The following is a 21037-nucleotide window of genomic DNA, read 5'->3' on the forward strand; positions in this document are numbered from 1 at the left end:
CTCGATCGAGCTGCCAGAAGGCAAGGAAATGGTCATGCCGGGTGACAACGTGTCGATCACTGTGAAGCTGATCAACCCCATCGCCATGGAAGAAGGCCTGCGCTTCGCCATCCGCGAAGGTGGTCGTACCGTTGGCGCCGGCGTCGTGGCCAAGATTCTTGCTTAAGGAGCATCCACATGTCTTCCAAGCAAAAAATCCGCATTCGCCTCAAGGCCTTCGATTACAAGCTGATCGATACCTCTGCCGCTGAGATCGTCGACACCGCCAAGCGCACCGGCGCCATCGTCAAGGGCCCCGTGCCCCTGCCGACGCGCATGAAGCGTTTCGACATCCTGCGTTCGCCCCACGTCAACAAGACGAGCCGCGATCAGTTGGAAATCCGCACGCACCAGCGTCTGATGGACATCGTGGACCCGACCGACAAAACGGTGGACGCCCTGATGAAGCTCGATCTGCCAGCCGGTGTGGACGTAGAGATCAAGCTTCAGTAAGCAGCAGCCCCCACGCTCCGCCACTGCGCGGGTCGCTGCCCCCCGAGGGGGCTGACCTTGCTTGGGGCGGCCCGGCGCAAGGTCTGTGGCCCCCACGCACCGCCGCTTGCGCGGGTCGCTGCCCCCCGAGGGGGCTGACCTTGCCTGGGGCGGCCCGGCGCAAGGTCTTTGAGGCCACACGCGCCGGCGGTTTTTGGGAGCTTGCTTGCCAAAACAGAGCCTGCTGGTTATACTGGCAGGCTTTTCCGGATTTCGGTCCGGTGAGTTCGGCTTTGCCGATGCGGTCTGTCAATGATGCGGGCCGTGTGTCTAAAACGTGTCGGTGCCCTTCGGGGAAATCGATGCACCATCAGCCCCGGCCAATTGAAGTCGGGAACGGAGAAAACAATGAGTCTTAGCAACTCCCTCGGGTTGTTGGGTCGCAAGGTGGGCATGATGCGCCTGTTCACCGATGACGGGGACGCAGTTCCTGTCACGGTGGTCGACGTGTCGAACAACCGTGTGACACAAGTCAAAACTCAAGCCAACGATGGCTATGACGCGCTGCAGGTGACCTTCGGGTCGCGTCGCGCATCCCGCGTCACCAAGCCCGCAGCGGGACATCTGGCCAAGGCCGGTGTCGAAGCGGGCGAAATCATCCAGGAATTTCGCGTCGCTTCCGATGTGGCTTCACAGTACCAGCCCGGTGCCGTGGTGGCTGCCAACGCGATCTTCGCGGCTGGCCAGAAGGTGGATGTGCAAGGTACCTCGATCGGTAAAGGCTTCGCCGGCACCATCAAGCGCCACAATTTCAAGTCCCAGCGCGCTTCGCACGGCAACAGCCGTTCGCACAACGTGCCCGGCTCGATCTCGATGGCGCAGGATCCAGGTCGCGTGTTCCCTGGCAAGAAAATGACCGGCCACATGGGTGATGTCACCAAGACCATCCAGAACCTGGACATCTTCCGTGTTGACGAAAGCCGTCAGCTGCTGATGATCCGCGGTGCCGTGCCTGGCGCCCCCGGTGGCTTCGTGACCGTGCGTCCCGCCATCAAAGCCAAAGTCAACAAGGGAGCAAACTGATGCAAGTTGAACTCCTCAATGACCAGGGTCAGGCATCTTCAAATGTGGACGTGCCCGAAACCGTGTTTGGTCGCGACTACAACGAATCGCTGATTCACCAACTGGTGGTGGCTTATCAGGCCAACGCCCGCCAAGGTACGCGTGCGCAAAAAGACCGTCAGATGGTCAAGCACTCGACCAAGAAGCCGTTCAAGCAAAAAGGCACCGGCCGCGCGCGCGCCGGTATGACTTCCTCGCCCATCTGGCGCGGAGGCGGTCGCATTTTCCCGAACAGCCCGGACGAAAATTTCACCCAGAAGATCAACAAGAAGATGTATCGCGCCGGCATGGCCTCCATCTTCTCGCAACTGGTGCGTGAAGGCCGTCTGGCCGTGGTGGATTCCATGAAGGTGGACTCGCCCAAGACCAAGCAGCTGGCCGACAAGTTCAAGACCATGAACCTGCAGTCGGTTCTGGTGATCGCCGAAGAAGTCGACGAAAACCTGTACCTGGCTTCGCGCAATCTGCCCAACATTCTGATCGTCGAGCCACGCTACGCCGATCCGGTGTCGCTGGTGCACTACAAGAAGGTGATCGTCACCAAGGGCGCCATCGACCAGCTCAAGGAGATGTTCGCATGAGCGTCACGAAATACGACGAAGGCCGACTGATGCAGGTGCTGGTTGCGCCCATCGTGTCGGAAAAGGCCACCATGGTCGCTGAAAAATCCAACGCTGTGTTGTTCAAGGTGCTGCGCGATGCCAGCAAGCCAGAGATCAAGGCCGCAGTGGAAATGATGTTCAAGGTGGAAGTCGCGGGTGTGTCCGTGCTCAACCAGAAGGGCAAAGCGAAGCGTTTCGGCAAGACTATGGGTCGCCGTGACCACGTGCGCAAAGCCTATGTGACCCTCAAGCCGGGTCAGGAACTGAACTTCGGCGGGGAGGGCGTTTAATCATGGCTGTCATCAAGATGAAACCCACCTCACCAGGCCGTCGCGGCATGGTGAAGGTCACGCGTGACCACCTCCACAAAGGTGAAGGTTTTGCGCCGCTGCTGGAGCCTCAGTTCCAGAAAGCCGGCCGCAACAACAACGGTCACATCACGGTTCGCCACAAGGGCGGTGGTCACAAGCACCACTACCGCGTCGTCGACTTCCGTCGTGACAAAGATGGCATCCCGGCCAAGGTTGAGCGCATCGAATACGACCCGAACCGCACGGCGCACATTGCGCTGATGTGCTACGCCGACGGCGAGCGCCGCTACATCATCGCCCCACGTGGCGTTGAAGTGGGTGCCACCCTGCTGTCCGGCTCGGAGTCGCCGATTCGTGTGGGCAATACCCTGCCGATCCGCAACATCCCGGTGGGCTCCACCATCCACTGCATCGAGCTGCAAATCGGCAAGGGCGCACAAATCGCCCGTTCTGCTGGTGCTTCTGCCGTGCTGCTGGCCCGCGAAGGCATCTACGCCCAGGTTCGCATGCGCTCCGGCGAGGTCCGCAAGGTCCACGTGGACTGCCGCGCCACCATCGGCGAAGTGTCCAACCAGGAACACAGCCTGCGCCAGTTGGGCAAGGCCGGTGTGAAGCGTCACATGGGCATTCGCCCGACCGTTCGCGGTACCGCGATGAACCCGATCGACCACCCGCACGGTGGTGGTGAAGGCAAGACCGGTGAAGGTCGCGCGCCGGTGGATCCGTGGGGCAACCTGACCAAGGGCTACCGTACCCGCAACAACCGCCGTACGCAGTCCATGATCGTGTCGCGTCGCAAGAGCAAGAAGTAAGGGTTGACATCATGACTCGTTCACTCAAAAAAGGCCCCTTCGTTGACCATCACCTGATGGCCAAGGTTGAAAAGGCCCAGTCCACCAAGGACAAAAAGCCGGTCAAGACCTGGTCGCGCCGCTCCATGATCCTGCCCGACTTCATCGGCCTGACCATTGCCGTGCACAACGGCAAGCAGCACGTACCCGTGTACATCACCGACCAGATGGTCGGCCACAAGCTCGGCGAGTTTTCGCTGACCCGCACGTTCAAGGGTCATCCGGGCGACAAAAAAGCCAAGAAGTAAGGATTAACCATGACAACAGAAACCCGCTCTGTCGTTCGAGGCGTGCGCCTGTCGGTGGACAAGGGCCGACTGGTTGCCGACCTGATTCGTGGCAAGAAGGTCGACCAGGCACTGAACATTCTGGCGTTCACGCAGAAGAAAGCCGCTGGCATCGTCAAGAAGGCGCTCGAATCGGCCATCGCCAACGCTGAACACAACGATGGCGCCGACATCGACGAACTGAAGGTGACAACCATCTACGTCGAACAAGGCACCACGCTCAAGCGCTTCTCGGCCCGCGCCAAAGGCCGCGGCAACCGCATCAGCAAACCCACGTGTCACATCTACGTGACGGTTGGCAACTGAAGAGGTCACAGGAATATGGGACAGAAAATCAACCCTACCGGGTTCCGCCTCGCAGTTTCGCGCAACTGGGCCAGCCGCTGGTACGCAAGCAACCGCGATTTCGCCGGCATGCTGGCCGAAGACATCAAGGTTCGCGAGTACCTCAAGGGCAAGCTGAAGAACGCCGCCGTTTCGCGCGTCGTGATCGAGCGCCCCGCCAAGAACGCACGCATCACCATCTACTCGGCACGTCCGGGCGTGGTGATCGGCAAGAAAGGCGAGGACATCGAGAAGCTGAAGAAAGAACTGGCCGCCAAGTTGGGCGTGCCGGTTGCGGTCAACATCGAAGAAGTGCGCAAGCCCGAAATCGATGCCAAACTGATTGCCGACAGCATCACGCAGCAGCTGGAAAAGCGCATCATGTTCCGTCGCGCCATGAAGCGTGCGATGCAAAACGCCATGCGTCTGGGTGCACAAGGCATCAAGATCATGTCGTCGGGTCGCTTGAACGGCATTGAAATTGCTCGTTGTGAGTGGTACCGCGAAGGTCGCGTGCCGCTTCACACCCTGCGCGCCGACATCGATTACGGCACGTCCGAAGCCAAGACCACCTACGGCATCATTGGTGTCAAGGTCTGGGTCTACAAGGGCGATACCCTGGGTCGCAATGATGCGCCTGTGGCCGCTGAAGCCCCTCGCTCCGAAGAAGATCGCCGTCCACGTGGTCCGCGCCGCGAGCGTCCAGCAGGTCCTCCTGCCCGCGCCGCAGTTCGCCGCCCTGGCGCCAATGCCGCTCCGGCCGATGGCAGCGACAAGCCCGCCATTGCCACCGATGGCGCCGATACCAAACCCGCCGTTAAGCGCGTTCGCAAAGACGCACCCGCACCTGCAGCTGCGGACGGCAAAGGAGAATAAACATGTTGCAACCTGCTCGTCGCAAGTACCGTAAAGAGCAAAAAGGCCGTAACACGGGTGTCGCCACCAGTGGCGCGACCGTGGCCTTTGGCGATTTCGGTCTGAAATCCACCGACCGCGGCCGCCTCACAGCCCGTCAGATCGAGGCCGCACGCCGTGCGATCTCCCGCCATGTCAAGCGTGGCGGCCGAATCTGGATTCGCGTGTTCCCGGACAAGCCAATTTCGAACAAGCCTGCCGAAGTCCGTATGGGCAACGGCAAAGGTTCGGTCGAGTACTACGTGGCCGAAATCCAGCCCGGCAAGGTGCTCTATGAAATCGTTGGCGTGCCCGAACAGCTGGCCCGTGAAGCTTTCACCCTGGCTGCGGCCAAACTCCCCCTGCGCACCACGTTTGTGACGCGCTTGCTGGGCCAGTGATTCAGGAGAACTCAAGATGAAAACTGCTGAATTGCGCAAAAAGGATGTTGCTGGCCTTGAGGCCGAGGTGAAGTCACTGCAGAAGGCCCATTTCGGCCTTCGCATGCAGAAAGCCACGCAACAACTCAACAACAATGCCACGCTGGGCGAGACGCGTCGCGCCATTGCCCGTGCCAAGACCATTCTGGCCGAGCAGCAGCGTGCTGCGGCAGCCGGCAAATAAGGAGCGAAACCATGACGGAAGCTAAAACATCCCTCAAGCGCACCTTGGTTGGCAAGGTGGTCAGTGACAAGCGTGCCAAGACCGTGACGGTGCTGGTGGAGCGCCGCGTCAAGCACGAGCTCTATGACAAGATCGTGGCCAAGTCGAGCAAGTATCACGCGCACGACGAAAACGGCGAGTACAAGATGGGCGACTTGATCGAGATCACTGAAAGCCGTCCGTTGTCGAAGACCAAGAACTGGGTGGCCAGCCGACTGGTGCAAAAGGCAGCGCTGGTTTAAGTGCTGTTGCGCTGACCTCAGCGCGATACCGAAAAGCGACCGACAATCTCGGTCGCTTTTTCTTTTTCCGGACCCGTATGGGTCAGGTCCTTTCTACAGGCCTTGCAGGCCAACCGAACCCAGAGGAGCAGCAGATGATTCAGATTGGTGAACAGATTCCGGCAACCACGTTGATGGAGTACAGCGAAGTCGAGGGCAACGGCTGCAGCATCGGCCCGAACCCCGTGGACACCAAAGCGGCGAGTGCAGGAAAGACCATCGCAGTGTTCGCCCTGCCTGGCGCATTCACACCGACCTGTTCGGCCAAGCATGTTCCAGGGTACATGGAAGCCTTCAATGAACTGAAAGCGGCGGGGGTGGACGAAATCTGGTGCCTGAGCGTCAACGATGCTTTCGTGATGGGTGCATGGGCGCGTGACCAGAAAACCGGTGAAAAAGTCCGCATGCTTGCGGATGGCAGTGCCGACTTCGCCAAGGCCACCGGCCTGACCCTGGACCTGACCGGGCGTGGCATGGGTTTGCGCAGCAACCGTTATTCCATGCTGGTGCGCGACGGTGTCGTCAAGACATTGAACATCGAGGCGCCCGGCAAATTCGAAGTGAGTGACGCCGCCACGTTGCTGGCCCAGGTCAAGGCCCTCTGACCTTCAAGCAGGCTTTCGGAGGCCCGAGCCTGCTTGCTTGACCTCCCTCGATCTGGCCTTGCTACAGGTCGACCTTGAGGTAATGCGCTCCTGCGATGGGGTTGTGATAGTACGGCGCCACCTCGTAGAAGCCTGCTTCCTGGTACAGCGCACGGGCCGACTCCATGTCGCTGAGCGTGTCAAGCAGCATGGTGGTGTAGCCCGCCAGACGGGCGCGCGAGATGACCTCCTCCACGAGCAGCCGCCCCAGTCCAAAGCCGCGAAACGCCCGGCGCACAAAGAGTCGTTTCATTTCGCAGGCATTCAAATGATCGCTGTGCACCAGAGGTCTCAGCGCGCAGCAGCCTGCCGGCATGCCGTCCACAAACGCCAGCACCAGCGCACCCGAGGGTTCCGAATATTCGCCTGGAAGATTTTCCAACTCTGAGGCGAAGCCCTGGAAACAGAGATCGATACCCAGATCGGCCTGGTAGTCGATGAACAGCGCGCGGGCCGCCTCGGTCTCGTCGGTGGAAAGGGCCGGCTTCAGGATGAGTTGAGGTGTCGCGTTCACAGTCGGTGCTGAGGTGCTTGCGCAGCGGGAATGCAGTCTACCCCACACAACGCCACCCAGGAATCCGTCCCAGTCTCAGAAACCACCGCCTTGCCCGACCACCCAGTTGACCACGAGGCCACAGCCAACCAGAACCACGAGAGCGAGCAGGCGGGTGCCCAGGGTGTCTTTTGCCGCAGGGACGGCTTCATCGACCTTCTTGTCACCCAGGAGCATGGGCTGCACAAGACCTTGTTTCTTGACGACCTTGTAGAACGCGATGGCCAGCAGATGCAGAAGCACCAGACCGAGAATGAGGAACTTGCCAACGTTCTTGTGGTAGCTGGTGGCAGAGCGCACCGTGTCGCCTGAGACCCATCCCACCAGCGGTCCGAAGAAAGCGATCTCGTCGTCGCTGATCAGGCCAGAACCCACCTGCACCAGCAGCACAGCAAGCAGCGCAAAAACCGAAAGTGCTCCCAGGGGCGTATGACCGACCCGGTGGACCGGCTCTGACCGACCCCGAAGGTAGGCGATCAAGACCCCAGGGCCAAAAAGAAAACTCGAAAAACGGGACCAATGGCCGCCGACAAAGCCCCACACCAGGCGAAACAGCAGCAGCGTCAAGACGGCGTAGCCCAGTCGCAAATGCCAGTTCATCCAGTTGCCACCGACACTGCCGCTGACCACGAGGCCGATGACACAGGCCGCCAGCGACCAATGAAACAAGCGGGTGGGAAGATCCCAGACTCGGATGGCGTGCATGTTCATGTCCAACTGGGCGCTGAGAAACCAAGAAACATGTCCGAGAAGATACACAGGAAAAGGGTTCCCGTGGAACTTTGAAGAGAAAACGGGGATCACGGCGATGGGAAACCAGCCGCCCGAAACCTCCAACCCCCATCAGGAGAAACCATGAAAGTCTTCGCATCCCTTGCCGCAGGCGCCCTCATCGCGTCGCTGGCAGCGCCCGCAGTCGCGCAGTTTCAGAGACCGGACGACGCCGTCAAATACCGAAAAGCCGCGTTCACAGTCATGGGGACCCACTTCAGCCGCATCGGAGCCATGGCCAATGGCAGGGTTCCTTTCGACGCCACGGCAGCGGCCAACAGCGCGGCCATCGTGGAAACCATGAGCGCACTTCCATGGGAGGGCTTTCTGGCGGGCACAGACAAGGGCGATACCCGTGCGAAGCCAGAAATCTGGACCGAACAGGTCAAGTTCAAAGAGGGCGCCGAGAAGCTGCAGGTCGAGACAGCCAAGCTGTCAGCTGCGGCAAAGACCGGAAACCTTGACGCGGTGAAGGCGGCGTTCGGTGCCGTAGGTCAATCGTGCAAGGCCTGTCACGACGTCTACCGCAAGGATTGAACAACAGCGAATCGATCTCCCTGGTGTTCATAAACGAGCCGGACTCGAAAGGGTTCGGCTCTTTCACGAAGAGGGGCTGCACACAGCCTCAGGTCTGAGCCAGCAATTTTTCGATCAATTGGTGCAGTGCGGTGAAATCGGGCTCACCCACATAGCGTTTGACAATCCGACCCTGGCGATCGATCAGGAAGGTGGTGGGGGTGAGTCTCACGTCGCCCCAGGCGCGCGCGATCTCACCCGTGTTGTCGATGGCCACCTTGAACGGGAGCTGGCGGGTCTGAGCGAAGTTCACGACCCATGCTGGTGGGTCGTAGTCCATGGCGACGGCCAGCGTTTCAAACCCCTGGCTCTGGTATTTGTTGTACGTGGACGCGAGTGCGGGCATTTCCTTGACGCACGTGACGCAAGTGGTGGCCCAAAAATTCACCAGCATGACCTTGCCCTTGAGGTCGGCGGTCGTGGTGGATGAACCATCGAGAAGAACAAAAGTGGACGCTGGCGCGGCTTCTTTGCCTGCGCAGCCGACCAGCCCCAACGCTGCGGCGATGCCGATGCCAGCCAAAAGGCGCAGCGAAGAGCGTCGATGGGATGCAAGTGAAGAAAACAAAGGCATTGGCACTTCCATGAGGCTGGGGGCCTGGGCCAGCGGACCCCAAGCCGAAGGTTCTGAGTGACACCCGCTGTTCCGGGGATGGTTATTCTGGTTGAGTGCGCTGCACCATCAAAGTTCTGGTGCAGTCGGAAATCCTGCTGAACATACCAACGCTGAACGAATCAGATCCTGTTCACTTGAATTTGGCACGTGCTTCACGGAGTCGCGCGTCAAGGTAAGCGCCGTAGAAATCGGGCAGGGCCATCCCCACCAGGCGCTCGGCAACCTCTTGACCCCGGGCATCAAAAAACAGCACGGTCGGAGTGAATCGTGCTTTCCATGTGCGTGCCTGTTCGGCCGGGGAAGTGAGCTCACCTTCGAAATTCTGGAGATTGCGGCGCTTGTCCAATACATCGATCTGCACTGCCTCAATCTCACCCGAGATAAACATGGGCAAGAGGTAGTGGTTGCGCACCACTTCGCAGTAGGGGCAGCCCTCGAGCGTTGTCATCACCACCAGCGGCTGCCCCTTGCCAGCGGCGCGACTCGCTGCAGCTTTCAACGAAGTAGGCAAGGGCAAGGCCGATGGCTTGGGCCTGGCTACGGTGGATGCTTGTTCTGTCATGGCGGGTATGGGTGGTGTGTCGGGTGTGAAACTGCGGTGCAATCCGGTCAGATCGCGCCGCGCTTGCGAAGCTCCGAACATCGCGCCTCAGACGCGTCGAGCCAGTCGGCCAGCACTTCACCGGTATGCTGACCCAGCAGCGGCGGCGGAAGGTCGGAACGCACGGGCGTGCCGCTGAGCTTCATCGGACTGGCGACCAGATCCACGGTATCGGCCAGGGGGTGGGTCCAACGCTGCACCATCTCCCGTGACACGACGTGTTGGTCGGCAAAAACTTCGGCCAGGTTGTTGATGGGTCCACAGGGTACTTTTGCAGCTTCCAGCGCGGACAGCCAGTCGGCCTTGGTCGTCTTTTTCAGAATGGCCTCCAGCAGCGGTACGAGCACAGTCCGGTTTCGCACCCGGTTCTGGTTGCGCGCGAAGCGCTCATCCATGGCCAGTTCGGTGTGCCCTGCCACTTCACAGAACTTCGCAAACTGGCTGTCGTTGCCCACTGCCAGGATGATGTGCTGGGCCTGCCCAGCGGCGTCGGGTGCCACCTCAAACACCTGGTAGGGCACGATGTTGGCGTGGGCATTGCCGGCCCGGCCGGGCACCTTGCCGTCTTCCTTGCCGCGCACGAGGTAGTTGGCGCCGAGGTTGGCGAGCATCGCGACCTGGGTGTCGAGCAGGGCCATGTCGATGTGCTGCCCTTGGCCTGTGCGTTCAGCGTGCCGCAGAGCAGCCTGAATCGCCACGGTGGCGTAAAGGCCGGTGAACAGATCCGCCACGGCCACGCCCACTTTCTGAGGACCACCCCCGGGCAAGTCGTCGCGCTCGCCAGTCACGCTCATCAGACCACCCATGGCCTGGATGGCGAAGTCGTAGCCGGCGCGGTCCTTGTAGGGGCCGGTCTGCCCGAAGCCGGTGATCGAACAGTACACCAGGCTGGGGTTGATGGCACTCAGTGTGGCGTAGTCGAGGCCGTACCGGGCCATGTCGCCCACCTTGTAGTTCTCGACGAACACCTGTGCGTGCCGGACCATTTCACGGATCAGCGCCTGGCCCTCCGGGTTGGCGATGTCACAGGTGATGGAGCGTTTGTTGCGGTTGGCGCCCAGGTAATAGGCGGCTTCAGCGGTGTCGTCGCCATCGCGACCGCGCAAAAAGGGCGGCCCCCAGCCGCGCGTATCGTCACCACCGGGATGGCTGGGGCCAGGCGGGCGCTCAACCTTGACCACGTCGGCGCCGAGATCGGCCAGAGTTTGCGTGCACCACGGGCCGGCCAGGACGCGCGACAAATCGAGTATGCGGATACCATCCAGAGCGTTCATCCCCCGATTGTGCTCGACGTGGCCCCAAATGGTGGTCGCCCATGCCGAGTCGCTTGCCCGTTGCATCCCCGAGCCCTATGCATTCCAGATCCTTTGGTCCGGTCCGTCCTTCACGCGCGCTTGCCGCCACTTTTCCTGTCGTCATGGGTTTGTTGTTGCTCGGAGCCTGCAGCCCCACCTTCAACTGGCGTGACCTGCGCCCGAACGGAACACCCCTGCAGGCGCTCATGCCGTGCAAGCCTGAACTGGTAGAGCGCACAGTACCGCTGGCCGGAGCGCCCACCCGGATGCACATGCACAACTGCGAAGCGGGAGGGCGAACGTTCGTTGTGGCCTGGGCAGATGTGACCGGGGAAGCACGCGTGCCCGAGATACTCGCAGGTTGGCGTGCCGGGTCCCTGGCGGCGATCCGGGTGGACCCGGCCACCGCAAGCGACGTGAACACCGAGTGGCCTGTACAAGTGAAAGGTGCACAGCATCTGCTGGGCCTTCAAGCCACAGGACAAGACCCGCAGGGCAAGACCACGCAAATACGGGGTGCCTATTTCGCCAAAGGCACACAGGTCTTTCAGGCTGCGGTTTACGGCCCGACGCTTCCGGATGAGGCGTTGACCCCGTTCTTTGAGGGGCTTCGGCTGCCATGAAGTCGGATGACAAGACAGACGACCAGCGCAGCGTACGTCAGGGCGCACCAGCCCCAGAGCGACGAACAGTGGGTGCCTCAACACCCATGGCCACACCGGCCAGTGGTGAACAGCTTGCACCCAATGCCGCCGTCATTGTGTTCCTGGCTTTTGCGCTCGCCTATTTCCTGTCGGCGCTGGTCCGTGCCATCACCGCCACCCTGTCGCCCACGCTCAGTGTTGAGCTCTCGCTCAATGCCAGCGATCTGGGCTTGCTGGCAGGGGGCTATTTTTTTGGATTTGCGCTGACCCAGTTGCCACTGGGCAACTGGCTGGACCGGCACGGACCGCGCAAGGTGATTCTCGGTTTTCTTTCGGTCGCTGTATTGGGTTGCGCAGCCTTCGCCATGGCCAACAGTTTCGCGGGGCTGTTGGCAGCACGCGTGCTCACCGGCATGGGGGTCAGCGCCTGTCTCATGGCACCACTGACCGGCTACCGGCGCTGGTTGAACCCGGCCACGCAGTTGCGCGCCAACTCCTGGATGCTGATGACCGGTTCGCTGGGCATGGTGGCGGCGACGCTGCCGGTGCAGTGGCTCATGCCCATGACCGGGTGGCGCGGTCTGTTCTGGGCACTGGCCGTGTTGATCGGTTTTTCCATGGTGGCCATTGCCGTCGCTGTGCCTGCGTGGCGCACCTCCGGCGCCACGCCCGGCTCCGACACTGAGCCTCCTGCTGCGTCATCGAAGGGATATGGCCTGATCTGGCGCCATCCCTATTTCCGCCAGATGCTGCCCATCGGTTTTGTCAATTACGGGGGCATGGTGGCGGTGCAGACCCTCTGGGCAGGCCCCTGGATGGTGAACGTGGCCGGCTACTCGGCCCAGCAGGCGGCAGCGGGACTGTTCGGCATCAACCTGTCCATGCTCACGGCCTTCTGGCTGTGGGGCGTGATCAATCCCCGACTGGCGCGGCGAGGGCTGGCGCCGGAGCGCCTGATCGCCTGGGGTCTGCCCTTGAGCTTCGGCGTGCTCTTGTCCATCGTGTGGTTGGGCGAGGGAGCGGGGTGGCTCTTGTGGGCGCTGTTTTGCGTCAGCAGCACATTTGTGGCGCTGTCGCAGCCCGCCGTGGCCTTGGCTTTGCCGGCCGAAGCGGCCGGGCGGGCGCTCTCGGCTTTCAACCTCGCGATCTTTGCCGGTGTTTTTGTGGTGCAGTGGGGCATCGGTCTGCTGATCGATGCGCTCGCACTCCTGGGCTGGAGCGAGCCAGCGCAGTATCGGGGGGCCGTGGCCATCTTTGGGTTCTGTTGTGTGCTTGCTTACCTGGGTTTTCTTCGCGCCTACCGGCAGCGTGCGCACGCATAGGCAAAAAAATGCCCTTCCATTGCATCGGTCCTCACGCCATTGGCTGCATTCCTGGTCGTGCTTCAGTGAGGAAATGCCGGTCTGGCGAAAGTATTGAGTTGGTCTGCGACAGCTGCGTGTACGGCCGGGGTGTTGAAGAGCATCCCTTGCCCTAAACTCACGCCCATGAACGGCATCTTCATCATTGCCCACGCGCCGCTGGCTTCGGCCTTGCGCCAATGCGTGCTGCATGTGTTTCCGGACGCGACCGATGCGGTGATCGCACTCGATGTTCAACCCAACATGCCCCCCGAAGAAACGCTGGCTCAGGCGCGCGCCATGATGCGCCAGTCCACCTCGCCGCAAGCCCTGGTCGTGACCGACGTGTTCGGTGCCACGCCCTGCAATGTGGCGCAGAAGCTGGTCGATGGGGTGCGATCCAAGCTCATTGCAGGGGTGAACCTGCCCATGTTGCTGCGCACGGTGTCGTACCGTCACGAATCGCTGGACGCGCTGGTTTCGCGCGCGATGATTGGTGCCACCCAGGGCGTGATCCAGGTGGCCGTTACCGCACCTCAGAACCAGGCCCGACGAGCCACCCATGATCAAGACCACCGTGACCATCAGCAATAAGCTGGGGCTGCATGCACGCGCCTCGGCCAAACTCACCAAACTCGCTGGCAGCTTCGCCAGCGAGGTCTGGATGTCGCGCGGCGATCGCCGCGTCAACGCCAAGAGCATCATGGGCGTCATGATGCTCGCTGCCGGTATGGGCAGCACGGTCGAAGTGGAGACCACGGGTCCTGACGAGCAGGTCGCCATGGACGCACTGATCGCACTCATCAACGACAGGTTCGGCGAAGGAGAGTGAGTGTGATCGCGCCGACCTTTTCCGAAGGCGCCACACGCGCCACCATTCCTGGTCGTGTGCTGAGCGGGTGCCGTTACGCACCAGAGGTCAGGCCATGACGTTTGTCGTTCACGGACTCGCGGTATCGCGTGGCGTGGCGATCGGGCGCGCGGTCATCGTCTCGTCCAGTCGCCTGGATGTGGCGCACTACTTCGTGCCGGCCGACCAGTGCCTGGTCGAGATTGAACGCCTGCGGGCTGCGCGCAATGCCGTGGCCGAAGAGATCGGGCGTGTGCAGCAGGGTCTTCATGAACTGGGGTCGAACGACGCCCATCCCGAACTCACTGCCTTGCTTGACGTGCACCTGATGCTGCTGCAGGACGAACAGCTGATCAGCGGCGTCAAGCACTGGATTCTGGAGCGCCACTACAACGCCGAGTGGGCACTGACCGCGCAACTGGAGATCATTGCCCGCCAGTTCGACGAAATGGAAGACCCCTACCTGAGGGAGCGCAAGGCCGATCTCGAGCAGGTGGTGGAGCGCATGCTGCGGACCATGCGCGGCGTGGCATCACCGGTGGTCGCTCCGCCTGTGAAAGGTGCCGGCCCGCAGGCTCTTGCGGACGCAGTGGACGACATTCCCCTTGTGCTGATCGCACACGACCTTTCTCCTGCCGACATGCTGCAGTTCAAGCAAAGCGTGTTCACCGGTTTCGTGACCGATGTCGGTGGCAAGACCAGCCACACCGCCATCGTCGCCCGCAGCATGGACATACCCGCCGTGGTCGGTGCGCGGTCGGCCAGCCAGGTGATCCGGCAGGATGACTGGGTCATCATTGATGGCGACGCGGGTGTCGTTGTGATCGATCCATCCCCCGTGCTGCTGGCAGAGTATGGTGCCAAACAGCGTCAGGGCGAGGTCGAGCGTGAACGACTTTCTCGATTGAAGAACACACCGGCCGTCACGCTGGACGGGCAAAAAATCGAACTGCTGGCCAACATCGAACAACCCGAAGACGCCGTGGGCGCACTCAAGGCCGGCGCTGTGGGCGTGGGCCTTTTTCGCAGCGAATTCCTGTTCATGGGTCGCAATGGCAAGCTGCCCGACGAAGAAGAGCAGTACCAGGCCTACCGCCGCGCGGCCGAGGGCATGCAGGGGCTGCCCGTGACCATCCGGACCGTGGACGTGGGCGCCGACAAACCGCTGGACCGAAGCACAAGGCCCGCTGACGATCACCTCAATCCGTCACTGGGGTTGCGTGCCATTCGCTGGAGCCTGGCCGAACCCGCCATGTTCCTGGTGCAGTTGCGCGCCATCCTCCGGGCAGCGGCACACGGTTCGGTCAACCTGCTGATACCCATGCTGGCGCACGCCGGTGAGATTCGCCAGACCCTGGCCCTGGTGGACAAGGCCCGCGAACAGCTGGACGCGCGTGGCATGGTTTATGGCCCGTTGCGCATGGGTGCCATGATCGAGGTGCCCGCCGCCGCGCTCACCGTCCCCTTGTTTCTGAGACATTTCGACTTCCTGTCCATCGGCACCAACGATCTGATCCAGTACACGCTGGCCATCGATCGCGCCGACGAAGCGGTCTCCCATCTCTATGACCCGGTGCATCCGGCCGTGTTGCAACTCATCGCCGGCACCATTGCGCAATGCCAAGCGTGGGACAAGAGCGTGAGTGTGTGCGGCGAGATGGCGGGCGACGTCACGATGACGCGCCTGCTGCTGGGGCTGGGCCTGCGGAGTTTTTCCATGCACCCCTCGCAGATTCTGGCCGTCAAGCAGCAGATTCTGCGTTGCGACACGTCTAGGCTGCAGGCGTGGGCGCAGAATGTGTTGTCTGCGGATGACCCTGCCGCCCTGATGACAGACTGATCTCGAGGTGGCCTGAGCGGTTTTGACAAGCGCCCTCTCAATCCAGGTCAGTTGAGCGTGACTTCAGGCAGAAACCGAGCGACCCTTGAAGGTCGCCATCACCGCAGCGGCGATGATCATCACCGCACCCAGCACCACCGACACACTGGGCGTTTCTTCCCGCATCCACAACAGCGTGAGCGTGGACAGCAGCGGCGTCAGAAAGCTCAAAACGCCGATCTGTCGCGCGTCGCCTCGCTTGAGCGCCGCGTCCCAAAGAAAAAACGCACCGCCCAGCGGACCCAGCCCCAGCAAGGCGATGAGGACACCGTCCCGCATTGACAGCGTGGTGGCGGGTTCCAGCCAGGCATGGCACAGCAGCGACAACAGGCCCGATGCCAGCGCAAAGCTGCCGATGGCGGCCGTGGGAAAGCGCCGTACGCGCTGGGTCAGCAGTGAATAGCTGGCCCAGATGAAGGCCGAACCCAGCGCGGGCAGATAGCCCCAGGCCCAGACCACCCCATAACCGCCGTCCGAGCGTCCACCCAGAATGGCCAGCGCGGCCCCGGCAAAACCCATCAAGGCCGCCAGCAGGTGTCGCGCGGTGAGGGACACGCCGGGCAGAAACAGCGGTGCCATCACCACGATGCCCAGTGGCCAGAGGTAGTTGACCAGGTTCGCCTGTACCGGTGGCGCATGGCGCAGCGCGATGAACAGCAGGAAGTGAAAACCAAACAGGCCATAGATGCCAAGAGCGAGCGTGGGCAACGGCACTCGCCACTGGCGCAGGTCGAACCGGGACAGGGGCAGAGCGATCAGGCTGCCCGCGAGCAGCGCCAGTCCCGTGAGCAGAAAGGCGGGAACATGCGACAGGGACACGCCAAGCGCGGCGAGCGATGCCCAGAGCACGATGGCGCTCAGGGCGAAGAGGTTGGCGTTCATGAAAGAGCCATCGGAAACATGGATTGACGAAGCATGAGGCTGCAGATTTGCTACGGAAGAGGTGGGCAGATCCCGTGCCTCAATGAAACCCTGGGCAACATCTCAACAAACCCGGAAGGACGGCATGGGGGCCAGCCGCCGACGGCGTGCACATTGCACTGCAGAAAGTGCCGCCCGCAATGGCCATCGGCGTCGGGCAGCGCTGCCCGGGCTGCATGGGTTTTCACGTCACGGTACTGCATCGGCAGGAATGTACACGGGCCGAGTTGAAGGACAGGCGCTCAGTGTGCGACTGCATGGGTGGTGGCCCGGCACCGTTGTACGGTGCTGTGGCCCCTTCCGAAAGGTCTGGCTTCTTGCTACATTGGCCTGAAGAAAGGGATGTGGTTGGGAGCGTCCGATGCACCGGTCGTCTTCTGCATCCCACCCGGGTTTCTTTGACGGGGAGTCGCATGCGCACACGAAGTTGCCTGCTCTTGGTTCTCTTCTTGGGGCTTGGACAAACGCAAGCTTCCGACATCTACCGCTGGGTCGATGAGAGCGGTCGCACGCACCTGTCCGACGTGGTTCCAGACAGATACAAGGACACTGCCACCCGCATTGATTCCCGGCAATACGAATTGACGCCAGAACAGCAGCGAGAGGCCGAACAGCGAGTGGATCTTGAAAAGGCACGCGCCCGGGACGACAAAGTCGCGCCATCGGCAGTGCAGGAGGCCCCAGCTCCTCCGCTTTCGACGCCGCCGGTCAAGCGACCTGTTGAACGCGTGACCGCCTCTTCAGATTGCGCAACCAGGTGGCGCCTGTACCGCGAAAGTGAGGCGTGTTTTGGTCCTTTTCGAACCGTGGGGGGAGGCATCAAGCCGGAAGCCTTCGATCACTGCAATGAGATCGCCAGCCCCGAGGGCCAGTGCGGGCCCTACAGAGACTGAAGAGAGTCAACCAGATCAGCTTTTCCCCGCTGCCGCCAACACCCCGTGCGCCTGCTGGTCGGCGTGGTAGCTGCTTCGTACCATCGCGCCCACGGCGGCGTGGGTGAATCCCATTTCGTAGGCTTTGGTCTCGAACATCTTGAAGGTGTCCGGGTGCACATAGCGGCGCACCGGGAGGTGGTGGCCGCTGGGAGCCAGATACTGGCCAATGGTGAGCATGTCGATGCCATGCGCGCGCATGTCCCGCATCACCTGCAGGATCTCTTCGTCGGTCTCGCCCAGGCCCACCATCAGGCCACTTTTGGTGGGCACATTCGGGAACAAGGCCTTGAATTTCTTGAGCAGGTTCAGGCTGAAGGCGTAGTCGGAGCCCGGGCGCGCTTCCTTGTAGAGGCGCGGCGCGGTTTCCAGATTGTGGTTCATCACGTCGGGTGGCGCGGCCTTCAGGATCTCCAGGGCGCGTTCATCACGGCCGCGGAAGTCGGGCACCAGCACCTCGATCTGCGTGCCGGGTGAGAGCTCGCGCGTCCTGCGAATGCATTCCACGAAATGGCCCGCGCCGCCGTCGCGCAGGTCGTCGCGGTCAACGCTGGTGATCACCACGTACTTGAGCTTGAGCGCGGCAATGGTCTTGGCCAGGTTCTCGGGTTCGTTCACGTCCAGCGGGTCCGGGCGGCCATGGCCCACGTCGCAGAACGGGCAGCGGCGGGTGCACTTGTCGCCCATGATCATGAAAGTCGCCGTGCCCTTGCCAAAACATTCACCGATGTTGGGGCAACTGGCCTCCTCACACACCGTGACCAGTTTGTTGGCGCGCAGGATGTCCTTGATTTCGTAGAAGCGGGTGCTGGGGCTGCCTGCCTTCACGCGGATCCAGTCCGGTTTCTTCAGCGTCTCGGCAGGCACGATCTTGATCGGAATGCGCGAGGTCTTGGCCTGGCTCTTCTGTTTGGCAGAGGCGTCGTAGGTTGCGGCCGGCTGGGCTGCGCGAACGGTGTCTGCGGCCGCAGGGTGGTCGGTGGCCAGAGAAGAGTCTGTGCGGGTCATGGCAGGAGCGCCGGTGGCGCTGGTTGGATCAGGGGGCAAGGGTGGCTGCAAGCTTCTGGCTCAGAACCTGAGCCGCTTCATCCCAGGAAGCAGTCACCCCGATTGTAGAAAGGTCCACGGTTTTGAGACCGGCATACCCGCAAGGGTTGATGCGCTCAAAGGGCCGCAGGTCCATGGCCACGTTCAGCGCCACACCGTGGTACGTGCAATGCCGGCTCACCTTGATGCCCAGGGCGGCAATCTTTCCCAGGCCGGTGAAGTCGGGTTCGCTGCGCTCTGCACCGGACAGCGTTTTCTGTGGCCTCTGCGGCAGCAGGGCATGGCTGGCCGGGTCGTCCGGCCGCACATAGATGCCGGGGGCGCCTGCCACGCGATGTCCCGTCACGCCGAAATGATCGAGCGAGCGGATCACCGCTTCTTCGACGCGGTAGACGAATTCCTTCACGTAATAGCCTGCGCGCTGAAGATCGATCAACGGATACACCACCACCTGTCCTGGCCCGTGGTAGGTCACTTGCCCCCCACGATTGGTTTTCACCACCGGGATGTCACCGGGAAACAGCAGATGGTCTTGGCTGCCTGCCAGGCCTTGGGTGAACACAGGCGGGTGCTCACAGACCCAGAGTTCATCCGCGGTCTCTGGCCTGCGCTCAAGGGTGAACGCCTGCATGGCTTCGAAGACAGGCGGGTAGTCGGCGAGGCCGAGATGACGGATCGTCAACATGCCCTAGAGCACATACTTCGCCAAGGGATGTGTGGTGAGTGTGCGGTACAGCTCATCGAGCTGTTCGCGGCTGGACACGAAAACCGTCAAGGTGAGGCCCAGGTAGTTGCCCGCCCTGCTGGGCCGCTGCTCCACCTTGCTTTCGTCAAACGCCGGGTCGAACGCCCGCGCAATGTGCACCATGGCGGCCAAGAATTCGGGGGTGTTCGCGCCCATCACCTTGATAGGGAAGTGCACGGGGTACTCGATGAGTGACTGATCGGGCGGGATCTCTTGGGGCTGTTCCATGCTCATTCCTCAGATGGCCTCAAATGCATTGCGTGGCTTTGGCGCGCTGATAGCCCGCGTAGAGGCGCTCATACACTGGCCCGGGGCGACCGCGGGTGCCTTCGTTTCCCACAGGCTTTCCGTCGAGTGTGGTGATGGGCAAGACCTCTTTTGTCGCCGAAGACAGCAAGAGCTCATCGGCGCCGAGCACCTCTTCGCGCGAAATGCGCCGCAGCTGATAAGGGATGGCCTCTTCGCGGCAGATCTCTTCAATCAGTGAAAACCGGATGCCTTCGAGCACGAGGTTGTCCTTGGGTGGCCCCATCACCACACCATCTTTCACCACCCAGACGTTGCTGGCGGCAGCTTCGCTGAGGCAGTCGTCTCGGTACATCACGGTCTCCACCGCACCCACATCGGCGCTGATCTGGCGGGCAAGCACAGCGCCGAGCAGACTGGTGCTCTTGATGTGCGCCTTTTGCCAGCGGAAGTCGTCGGCGCTCACGCAGGCAACACCATGTTCGCGCTGGGCGGGCGAGGCCAGCTTCATTTCGCTGATCATCACGAACACCGTGGGGCTCAGGCCTGGCGGCATGACGTGATCGCGCGGAGCCACGCCCCGCGTGACCTGGATGTAGATGATCTGGTTCGCGGAGCCGCTGAGCGACTGAATCAACTTGCGTGCGATGGCGAGCCATTCTTCGCTGCCCATCGGATTGGGTATGCGCAGTTCTGCAAGCGATCGCTCCAGGCGGGCCATGTGTTGATCAAAGCGGAAAATGCGGCCCTCGTAAGCGGGCAACACCTCGTAGATCCCGTCGCCAAAAATGAAGCCGCGATCCAGAACACTGATCTTGGCATCGCAGACACGGGTATACGCCCCGTTCAGGTAGCACAAGCTCTCAGGAAGGGACGGGGGTGCGGTCGCGCCGGAAACGATCATGTGCGCAATTATCGGACGGCATCAGGGCGCAGGAGTGCTCCGGCCCGGCGGCTTGACGGCACGCTGGGGTTTCTACGTATAATGAGCGGCTTTGCGAAGATGTTCACATTTGTAACCTGCTTGTAATCCGCCATGACCAGAATGCCGAGGGCACAGACAGCCCCGATAGAGGCGAAAGACAACAGGGACCGCGAATGGGAAGATGGGTCGCAAGAAGACGAATTCAAGCCACTGACGCGTGAACAGGCGCGACAGTGGCGGGCCAGGCAGCCTGCAGTGTCCCTGTGGCGCTTGGTTGGATGGCAGTTGCTGGTGGGACTGGCAGCGGGAGCGGTGGCCTGGTTGCTGACGCAATCGGCCTCGGTTGGCTGGTCGGTCCTGTACGGTGCGGCCTCGGTGGTGATTCCTTCGGCCCTGATGGTCTACGGCATCACGTCGAGTGCAATCGCCCGCATGTTGGCGGGGTTTGCGCAGGCCGCCTTTGCCGGTTTTCTGCTTTGGGAAGGCGTCAAGATTCTGTTGGCGGTCGGCATGTTGTGGTCGGCCCCGATGGTGGTGCCGGACCTCAGTTGGGTGGGTCTTTTGATCGGCCTGGTGTTGGCTCTCAAGGTGTACTGGTTTGGGCTCTGGGTCCAGACCGGGCGTTCAAACGATAAATAACGGTTGA

General features: G+C 61.7%; 30 protein-coding genes and 1 pseudogene. 21 read left to right on the forward strand and 10 right to left on the reverse strand.

Annotation, left to right across the window (positions count from 1 at the left end):
- From Q7V46_RS04155 to Q7V46_RS04215, 13 genes and pseudogenes are all read left to right on the forward strand, one after another.
- Nucleotides 1–166 (forward strand): annotated as a pseudogene (locus Q7V46_RS04155) (elongation factor Tu); the annotation flags it as partial.
- 11 nt (nucleotides 167–177) lie between these two features.
- Nucleotides 178–492 (forward strand): 30S ribosomal protein S10, encoded by a 315-nt coding sequence (gene rpsJ, locus Q7V46_RS04160; RefSeq protein WP_068174613.1) that lies wholly within the window; start codon nucleotides 178–180, stop codon nucleotides 490–492.
- Between the two features lie 387 nt (nucleotides 493–879).
- The gene (gene rplC, locus Q7V46_RS04165) at nucleotides 880–1554 is read left to right on the forward strand and encodes a 50S ribosomal protein L3 (protein WP_304912255.1); all 675 of its coding nucleotides are present in this window, start codon (nucleotides 880–882) and stop codon (nucleotides 1552–1554) included.
- Nucleotides 1554–2174, forward strand: coding sequence for a 50S ribosomal protein L4 (gene rplD / locus Q7V46_RS04170; RefSeq protein WP_304912256.1), 621 nt, complete (start codon nucleotides 1554–1556; stop codon nucleotides 2172–2174). The genes rplC and rplD overlap by 1 nt, the downstream gene beginning before the upstream one ends.
- Nucleotides 2171–2485 (forward strand): 50S ribosomal protein L23, encoded by a 315-nt coding sequence (gene rplW / locus Q7V46_RS04175; protein WP_304912257.1) that lies wholly within the window; start codon nucleotides 2171–2173, stop codon nucleotides 2483–2485. The genes rplD and rplW overlap by 4 nt, the downstream gene beginning before the upstream one ends.
- Before the next feature lie 2 nt (nucleotides 2486–2487).
- Nucleotides 2488–3318: a 50S ribosomal protein L2 gene (rplB, locus tag Q7V46_RS04180; RefSeq protein WP_304912258.1), complete on the forward strand. Its 831-nt coding sequence runs from the start codon at nucleotides 2488–2490 to the stop codon at nucleotides 3316–3318.
- A gap of 11 nt (nucleotides 3319–3329) precedes the next feature.
- Nucleotides 3330–3605, forward strand: coding sequence for a 30S ribosomal protein S19 (gene rpsS / locus Q7V46_RS04185; RefSeq protein ID WP_304912259.1), 276 nt, complete (start codon nucleotides 3330–3332; stop codon nucleotides 3603–3605).
- Between the two features lie 9 nt (nucleotides 3606–3614).
- Nucleotides 3615–3950, forward strand: coding sequence for a 50S ribosomal protein L22 (gene rplV / locus Q7V46_RS04190; RefSeq protein ID WP_304912260.1), 336 nt, complete (start codon nucleotides 3615–3617; stop codon nucleotides 3948–3950).
- Between the two features lie 15 nt (nucleotides 3951–3965).
- Nucleotides 3966–4844 carry a 30S ribosomal protein S3 gene (gene rpsC / locus Q7V46_RS04195; RefSeq protein WP_304912261.1) on the forward strand — a complete coding sequence of 293 codons (879 nt, stop codon included), beginning with the start codon at nucleotides 3966–3968 and terminating at the stop codon, nucleotides 4842–4844.
- Between the two features lie 2 nt (nucleotides 4845–4846).
- Entirely contained in the window at nucleotides 4847–5263 is a 417-nt protein-coding gene (rplP, locus tag Q7V46_RS04200) for a 50S ribosomal protein L16 (protein WP_304835037.1), read from the forward strand.
- A gap of 16 nt (nucleotides 5264–5279) precedes the next feature.
- Entirely contained in the window at nucleotides 5280–5486 is a 207-nt protein-coding gene (gene rpmC / locus Q7V46_RS04205) for a 50S ribosomal protein L29 (protein ID WP_304912262.1), read from the forward strand.
- Between the two features lie 11 nt (nucleotides 5487–5497).
- Nucleotides 5498–5767 carry a 30S ribosomal protein S17 gene (rpsQ, locus tag Q7V46_RS04210; RefSeq protein WP_304912263.1) on the forward strand — a complete coding sequence of 90 codons (270 nt, stop codon included), beginning with the start codon at nucleotides 5498–5500 and terminating at the stop codon, nucleotides 5765–5767.
- A 134-nt stretch (nucleotides 5768–5901) separates the two neighbouring features.
- Nucleotides 5902–6411, forward strand: a complete 510-nt coding sequence (locus Q7V46_RS04215; protein ID WP_304912264.1) for a peroxiredoxin — start codon at nucleotides 5902–5904, stop codon at nucleotides 6409–6411.
- A 61-nt stretch (nucleotides 6412–6472) separates the two neighbouring features.
- Here the strand turns inward: Q7V46_RS04215 and Q7V46_RS04220 are convergent, their stop codons facing one another.
- A complete protein-coding gene (locus tag Q7V46_RS04220) occupies nucleotides 6473–6964 on the reverse strand; it encodes a GNAT family N-acetyltransferase (RefSeq protein WP_304912265.1) in 492 nt (163 codons plus the stop codon).
- Between the two features lie 75 nt (nucleotides 6965–7039).
- Nucleotides 7040–7708: a cytochrome b/b6 domain-containing protein gene (locus Q7V46_RS04225; protein ID WP_370690278.1), complete on the reverse strand. Its 669-nt coding sequence runs from the start codon at nucleotides 7706–7708 to the stop codon at nucleotides 7040–7042.
- 150 nt (nucleotides 7709–7858) lie between these two features.
- Between Q7V46_RS04225 and Q7V46_RS04230 the strand changes: the two genes are divergently transcribed.
- Nucleotides 7859–8311 (forward strand): cytochrome c, encoded by a 453-nt coding sequence (locus tag Q7V46_RS04230; protein WP_304912267.1) that lies wholly within the window; start codon nucleotides 7859–7861, stop codon nucleotides 8309–8311.
- An 88-nt stretch (nucleotides 8312–8399) separates the two neighbouring features.
- On the opposite strand, the gene Q7V46_RS04235 is transcribed toward Q7V46_RS04230, so the two are convergent.
- The 3 genes from Q7V46_RS04235 to Q7V46_RS04245 form a co-directional block, all read right to left on the reverse strand.
- Complete coding sequence (locus Q7V46_RS04235; RefSeq protein ID WP_304912268.1) at nucleotides 8400–8924, reverse strand: TlpA disulfide reductase family protein; 525 nt, start codon at nucleotides 8922–8924, stop codon at nucleotides 8400–8402.
- 172 nt (nucleotides 8925–9096) lie between these two features.
- Nucleotides 9097–9528: a thioredoxin fold domain-containing protein gene (locus Q7V46_RS04240; protein WP_304912269.1), complete on the reverse strand. Its 432-nt coding sequence runs from the start codon at nucleotides 9526–9528 to the stop codon at nucleotides 9097–9099.
- 47 nt (nucleotides 9529–9575) lie between these two features.
- Nucleotides 9576–10841 (reverse strand): CaiB/BaiF CoA-transferase family protein, encoded by a 1266-nt coding sequence (locus tag Q7V46_RS04245; protein WP_304912270.1) that lies wholly within the window; start codon nucleotides 10839–10841, stop codon nucleotides 9576–9578.
- 143 nt (nucleotides 10842–10984) lie between these two features.
- On the opposite strand from Q7V46_RS04245, the gene Q7V46_RS04250 reads away from it, so the two are divergent.
- The 5 genes from Q7V46_RS04250 to ptsP all read left to right on the forward strand — a co-directional run bounded on the left by Q7V46_RS04250 (nucleotide 10985) and on the right by ptsP (nucleotide 15536).
- A complete protein-coding gene (locus Q7V46_RS04250; RefSeq protein WP_304912271.1) occupies nucleotides 10985–11485 on the forward strand; it encodes a hypothetical protein in 501 nt (166 codons plus the stop codon).
- 86 nt (nucleotides 11486–11571) lie between these two features.
- On the forward strand, nucleotides 11572–12828 hold the full coding sequence (locus tag Q7V46_RS04255; protein WP_304912324.1) for a nitrate/nitrite transporter: 1257 nt from the start codon (nucleotides 11572–11574) through the stop codon (nucleotides 12826–12828).
- A gap of 165 nt (nucleotides 12829–12993) precedes the next feature.
- On the forward strand, nucleotides 12994–13440 hold the full coding sequence (locus Q7V46_RS04260; RefSeq protein WP_304912272.1) for a PTS sugar transporter subunit IIA: 447 nt from the start codon (nucleotides 12994–12996) through the stop codon (nucleotides 13438–13440).
- Entirely contained in the window at nucleotides 13409–13678 is a 270-nt protein-coding gene (locus Q7V46_RS04265) for an HPr family phosphocarrier protein (RefSeq protein WP_304912273.1), read from the forward strand. The genes Q7V46_RS04260 and Q7V46_RS04265 overlap by 32 nt, the downstream gene beginning before the upstream one ends.
- A 94-nt stretch (nucleotides 13679–13772) precedes the next feature.
- Complete coding sequence (ptsP, locus tag Q7V46_RS04270) at nucleotides 13773–15536, forward strand: phosphoenolpyruvate--protein phosphotransferase (RefSeq protein ID WP_304912274.1); 1764 nt, start codon at nucleotides 13773–13775, stop codon at nucleotides 15534–15536.
- Nucleotides 15537–15599: 63 nt separating this feature from the next.
- Here ptsP and Q7V46_RS04275 read toward each other — a convergent pair whose 3' ends face one another.
- A complete protein-coding gene (locus tag Q7V46_RS04275) occupies nucleotides 15600–16457 on the reverse strand; it encodes a DMT family transporter (protein WP_304912275.1) in 858 nt (285 codons plus the stop codon).
- 452 nt (nucleotides 16458–16909) lie between these two features.
- Between Q7V46_RS04275 and Q7V46_RS04280 the strand changes: the two genes are divergently transcribed.
- Nucleotides 16910–17389, forward strand: a complete 480-nt coding sequence (locus tag Q7V46_RS04280) for a DUF4124 domain-containing protein (protein ID WP_304912276.1) — start codon at nucleotides 16910–16912, stop codon at nucleotides 17387–17389.
- A 15-nt stretch (nucleotides 17390–17404) separates the two neighbouring features.
- Here the strand turns inward: Q7V46_RS04280 and lipA are convergent, their stop codons facing one another.
- From lipA to Q7V46_RS04300, 4 genes are read right to left on the reverse strand one after another with little or no spacing between them, the layout of a single operon-like run.
- Nucleotides 17405–18436 (reverse strand): lipoyl synthase, encoded by a 1032-nt coding sequence (gene lipA / locus Q7V46_RS04285; protein ID WP_304912277.1) that lies wholly within the window; start codon nucleotides 18434–18436, stop codon nucleotides 17405–17407.
- 28 nt (nucleotides 18437–18464) lie between these two features.
- A complete protein-coding gene (gene lipB / locus Q7V46_RS04290) occupies nucleotides 18465–19160 on the reverse strand; it encodes a lipoyl(octanoyl) transferase LipB (protein ID WP_304912278.1) in 696 nt (231 codons plus the stop codon).
- 3 nt (nucleotides 19161–19163) lie between these two features.
- Nucleotides 19164–19448 (reverse strand): DUF493 family protein, encoded by a 285-nt coding sequence (locus tag Q7V46_RS04295; protein WP_304912279.1) that lies wholly within the window; start codon nucleotides 19446–19448, stop codon nucleotides 19164–19166.
- A 19-nt stretch (nucleotides 19449–19467) separates the two neighbouring features.
- Complete coding sequence (locus Q7V46_RS04300) at nucleotides 19468–20370, reverse strand: aminotransferase class IV (RefSeq protein ID WP_304912280.1); 903 nt, start codon at nucleotides 20368–20370, stop codon at nucleotides 19468–19470.
- Between the two features lie 132 nt (nucleotides 20371–20502).
- On the opposite strand from Q7V46_RS04300, the gene Q7V46_RS04305 reads away from it, so the two are divergent.
- A complete protein-coding gene (locus Q7V46_RS04305) occupies nucleotides 20503–21030 on the forward strand; it encodes an ATP synthase subunit I (protein ID WP_304912281.1) in 528 nt (175 codons plus the stop codon).
- The last annotated feature ends 7 nt before the right edge of the window (nucleotides 21031–21037 follow it).

This window comes from Hydrogenophaga sp. (genome assembly GCF_030651625.1).
Classification (GTDB): domain Bacteria; phylum Pseudomonadota; class Gammaproteobacteria; order Burkholderiales; family Burkholderiaceae_C; genus Hydrogenophaga.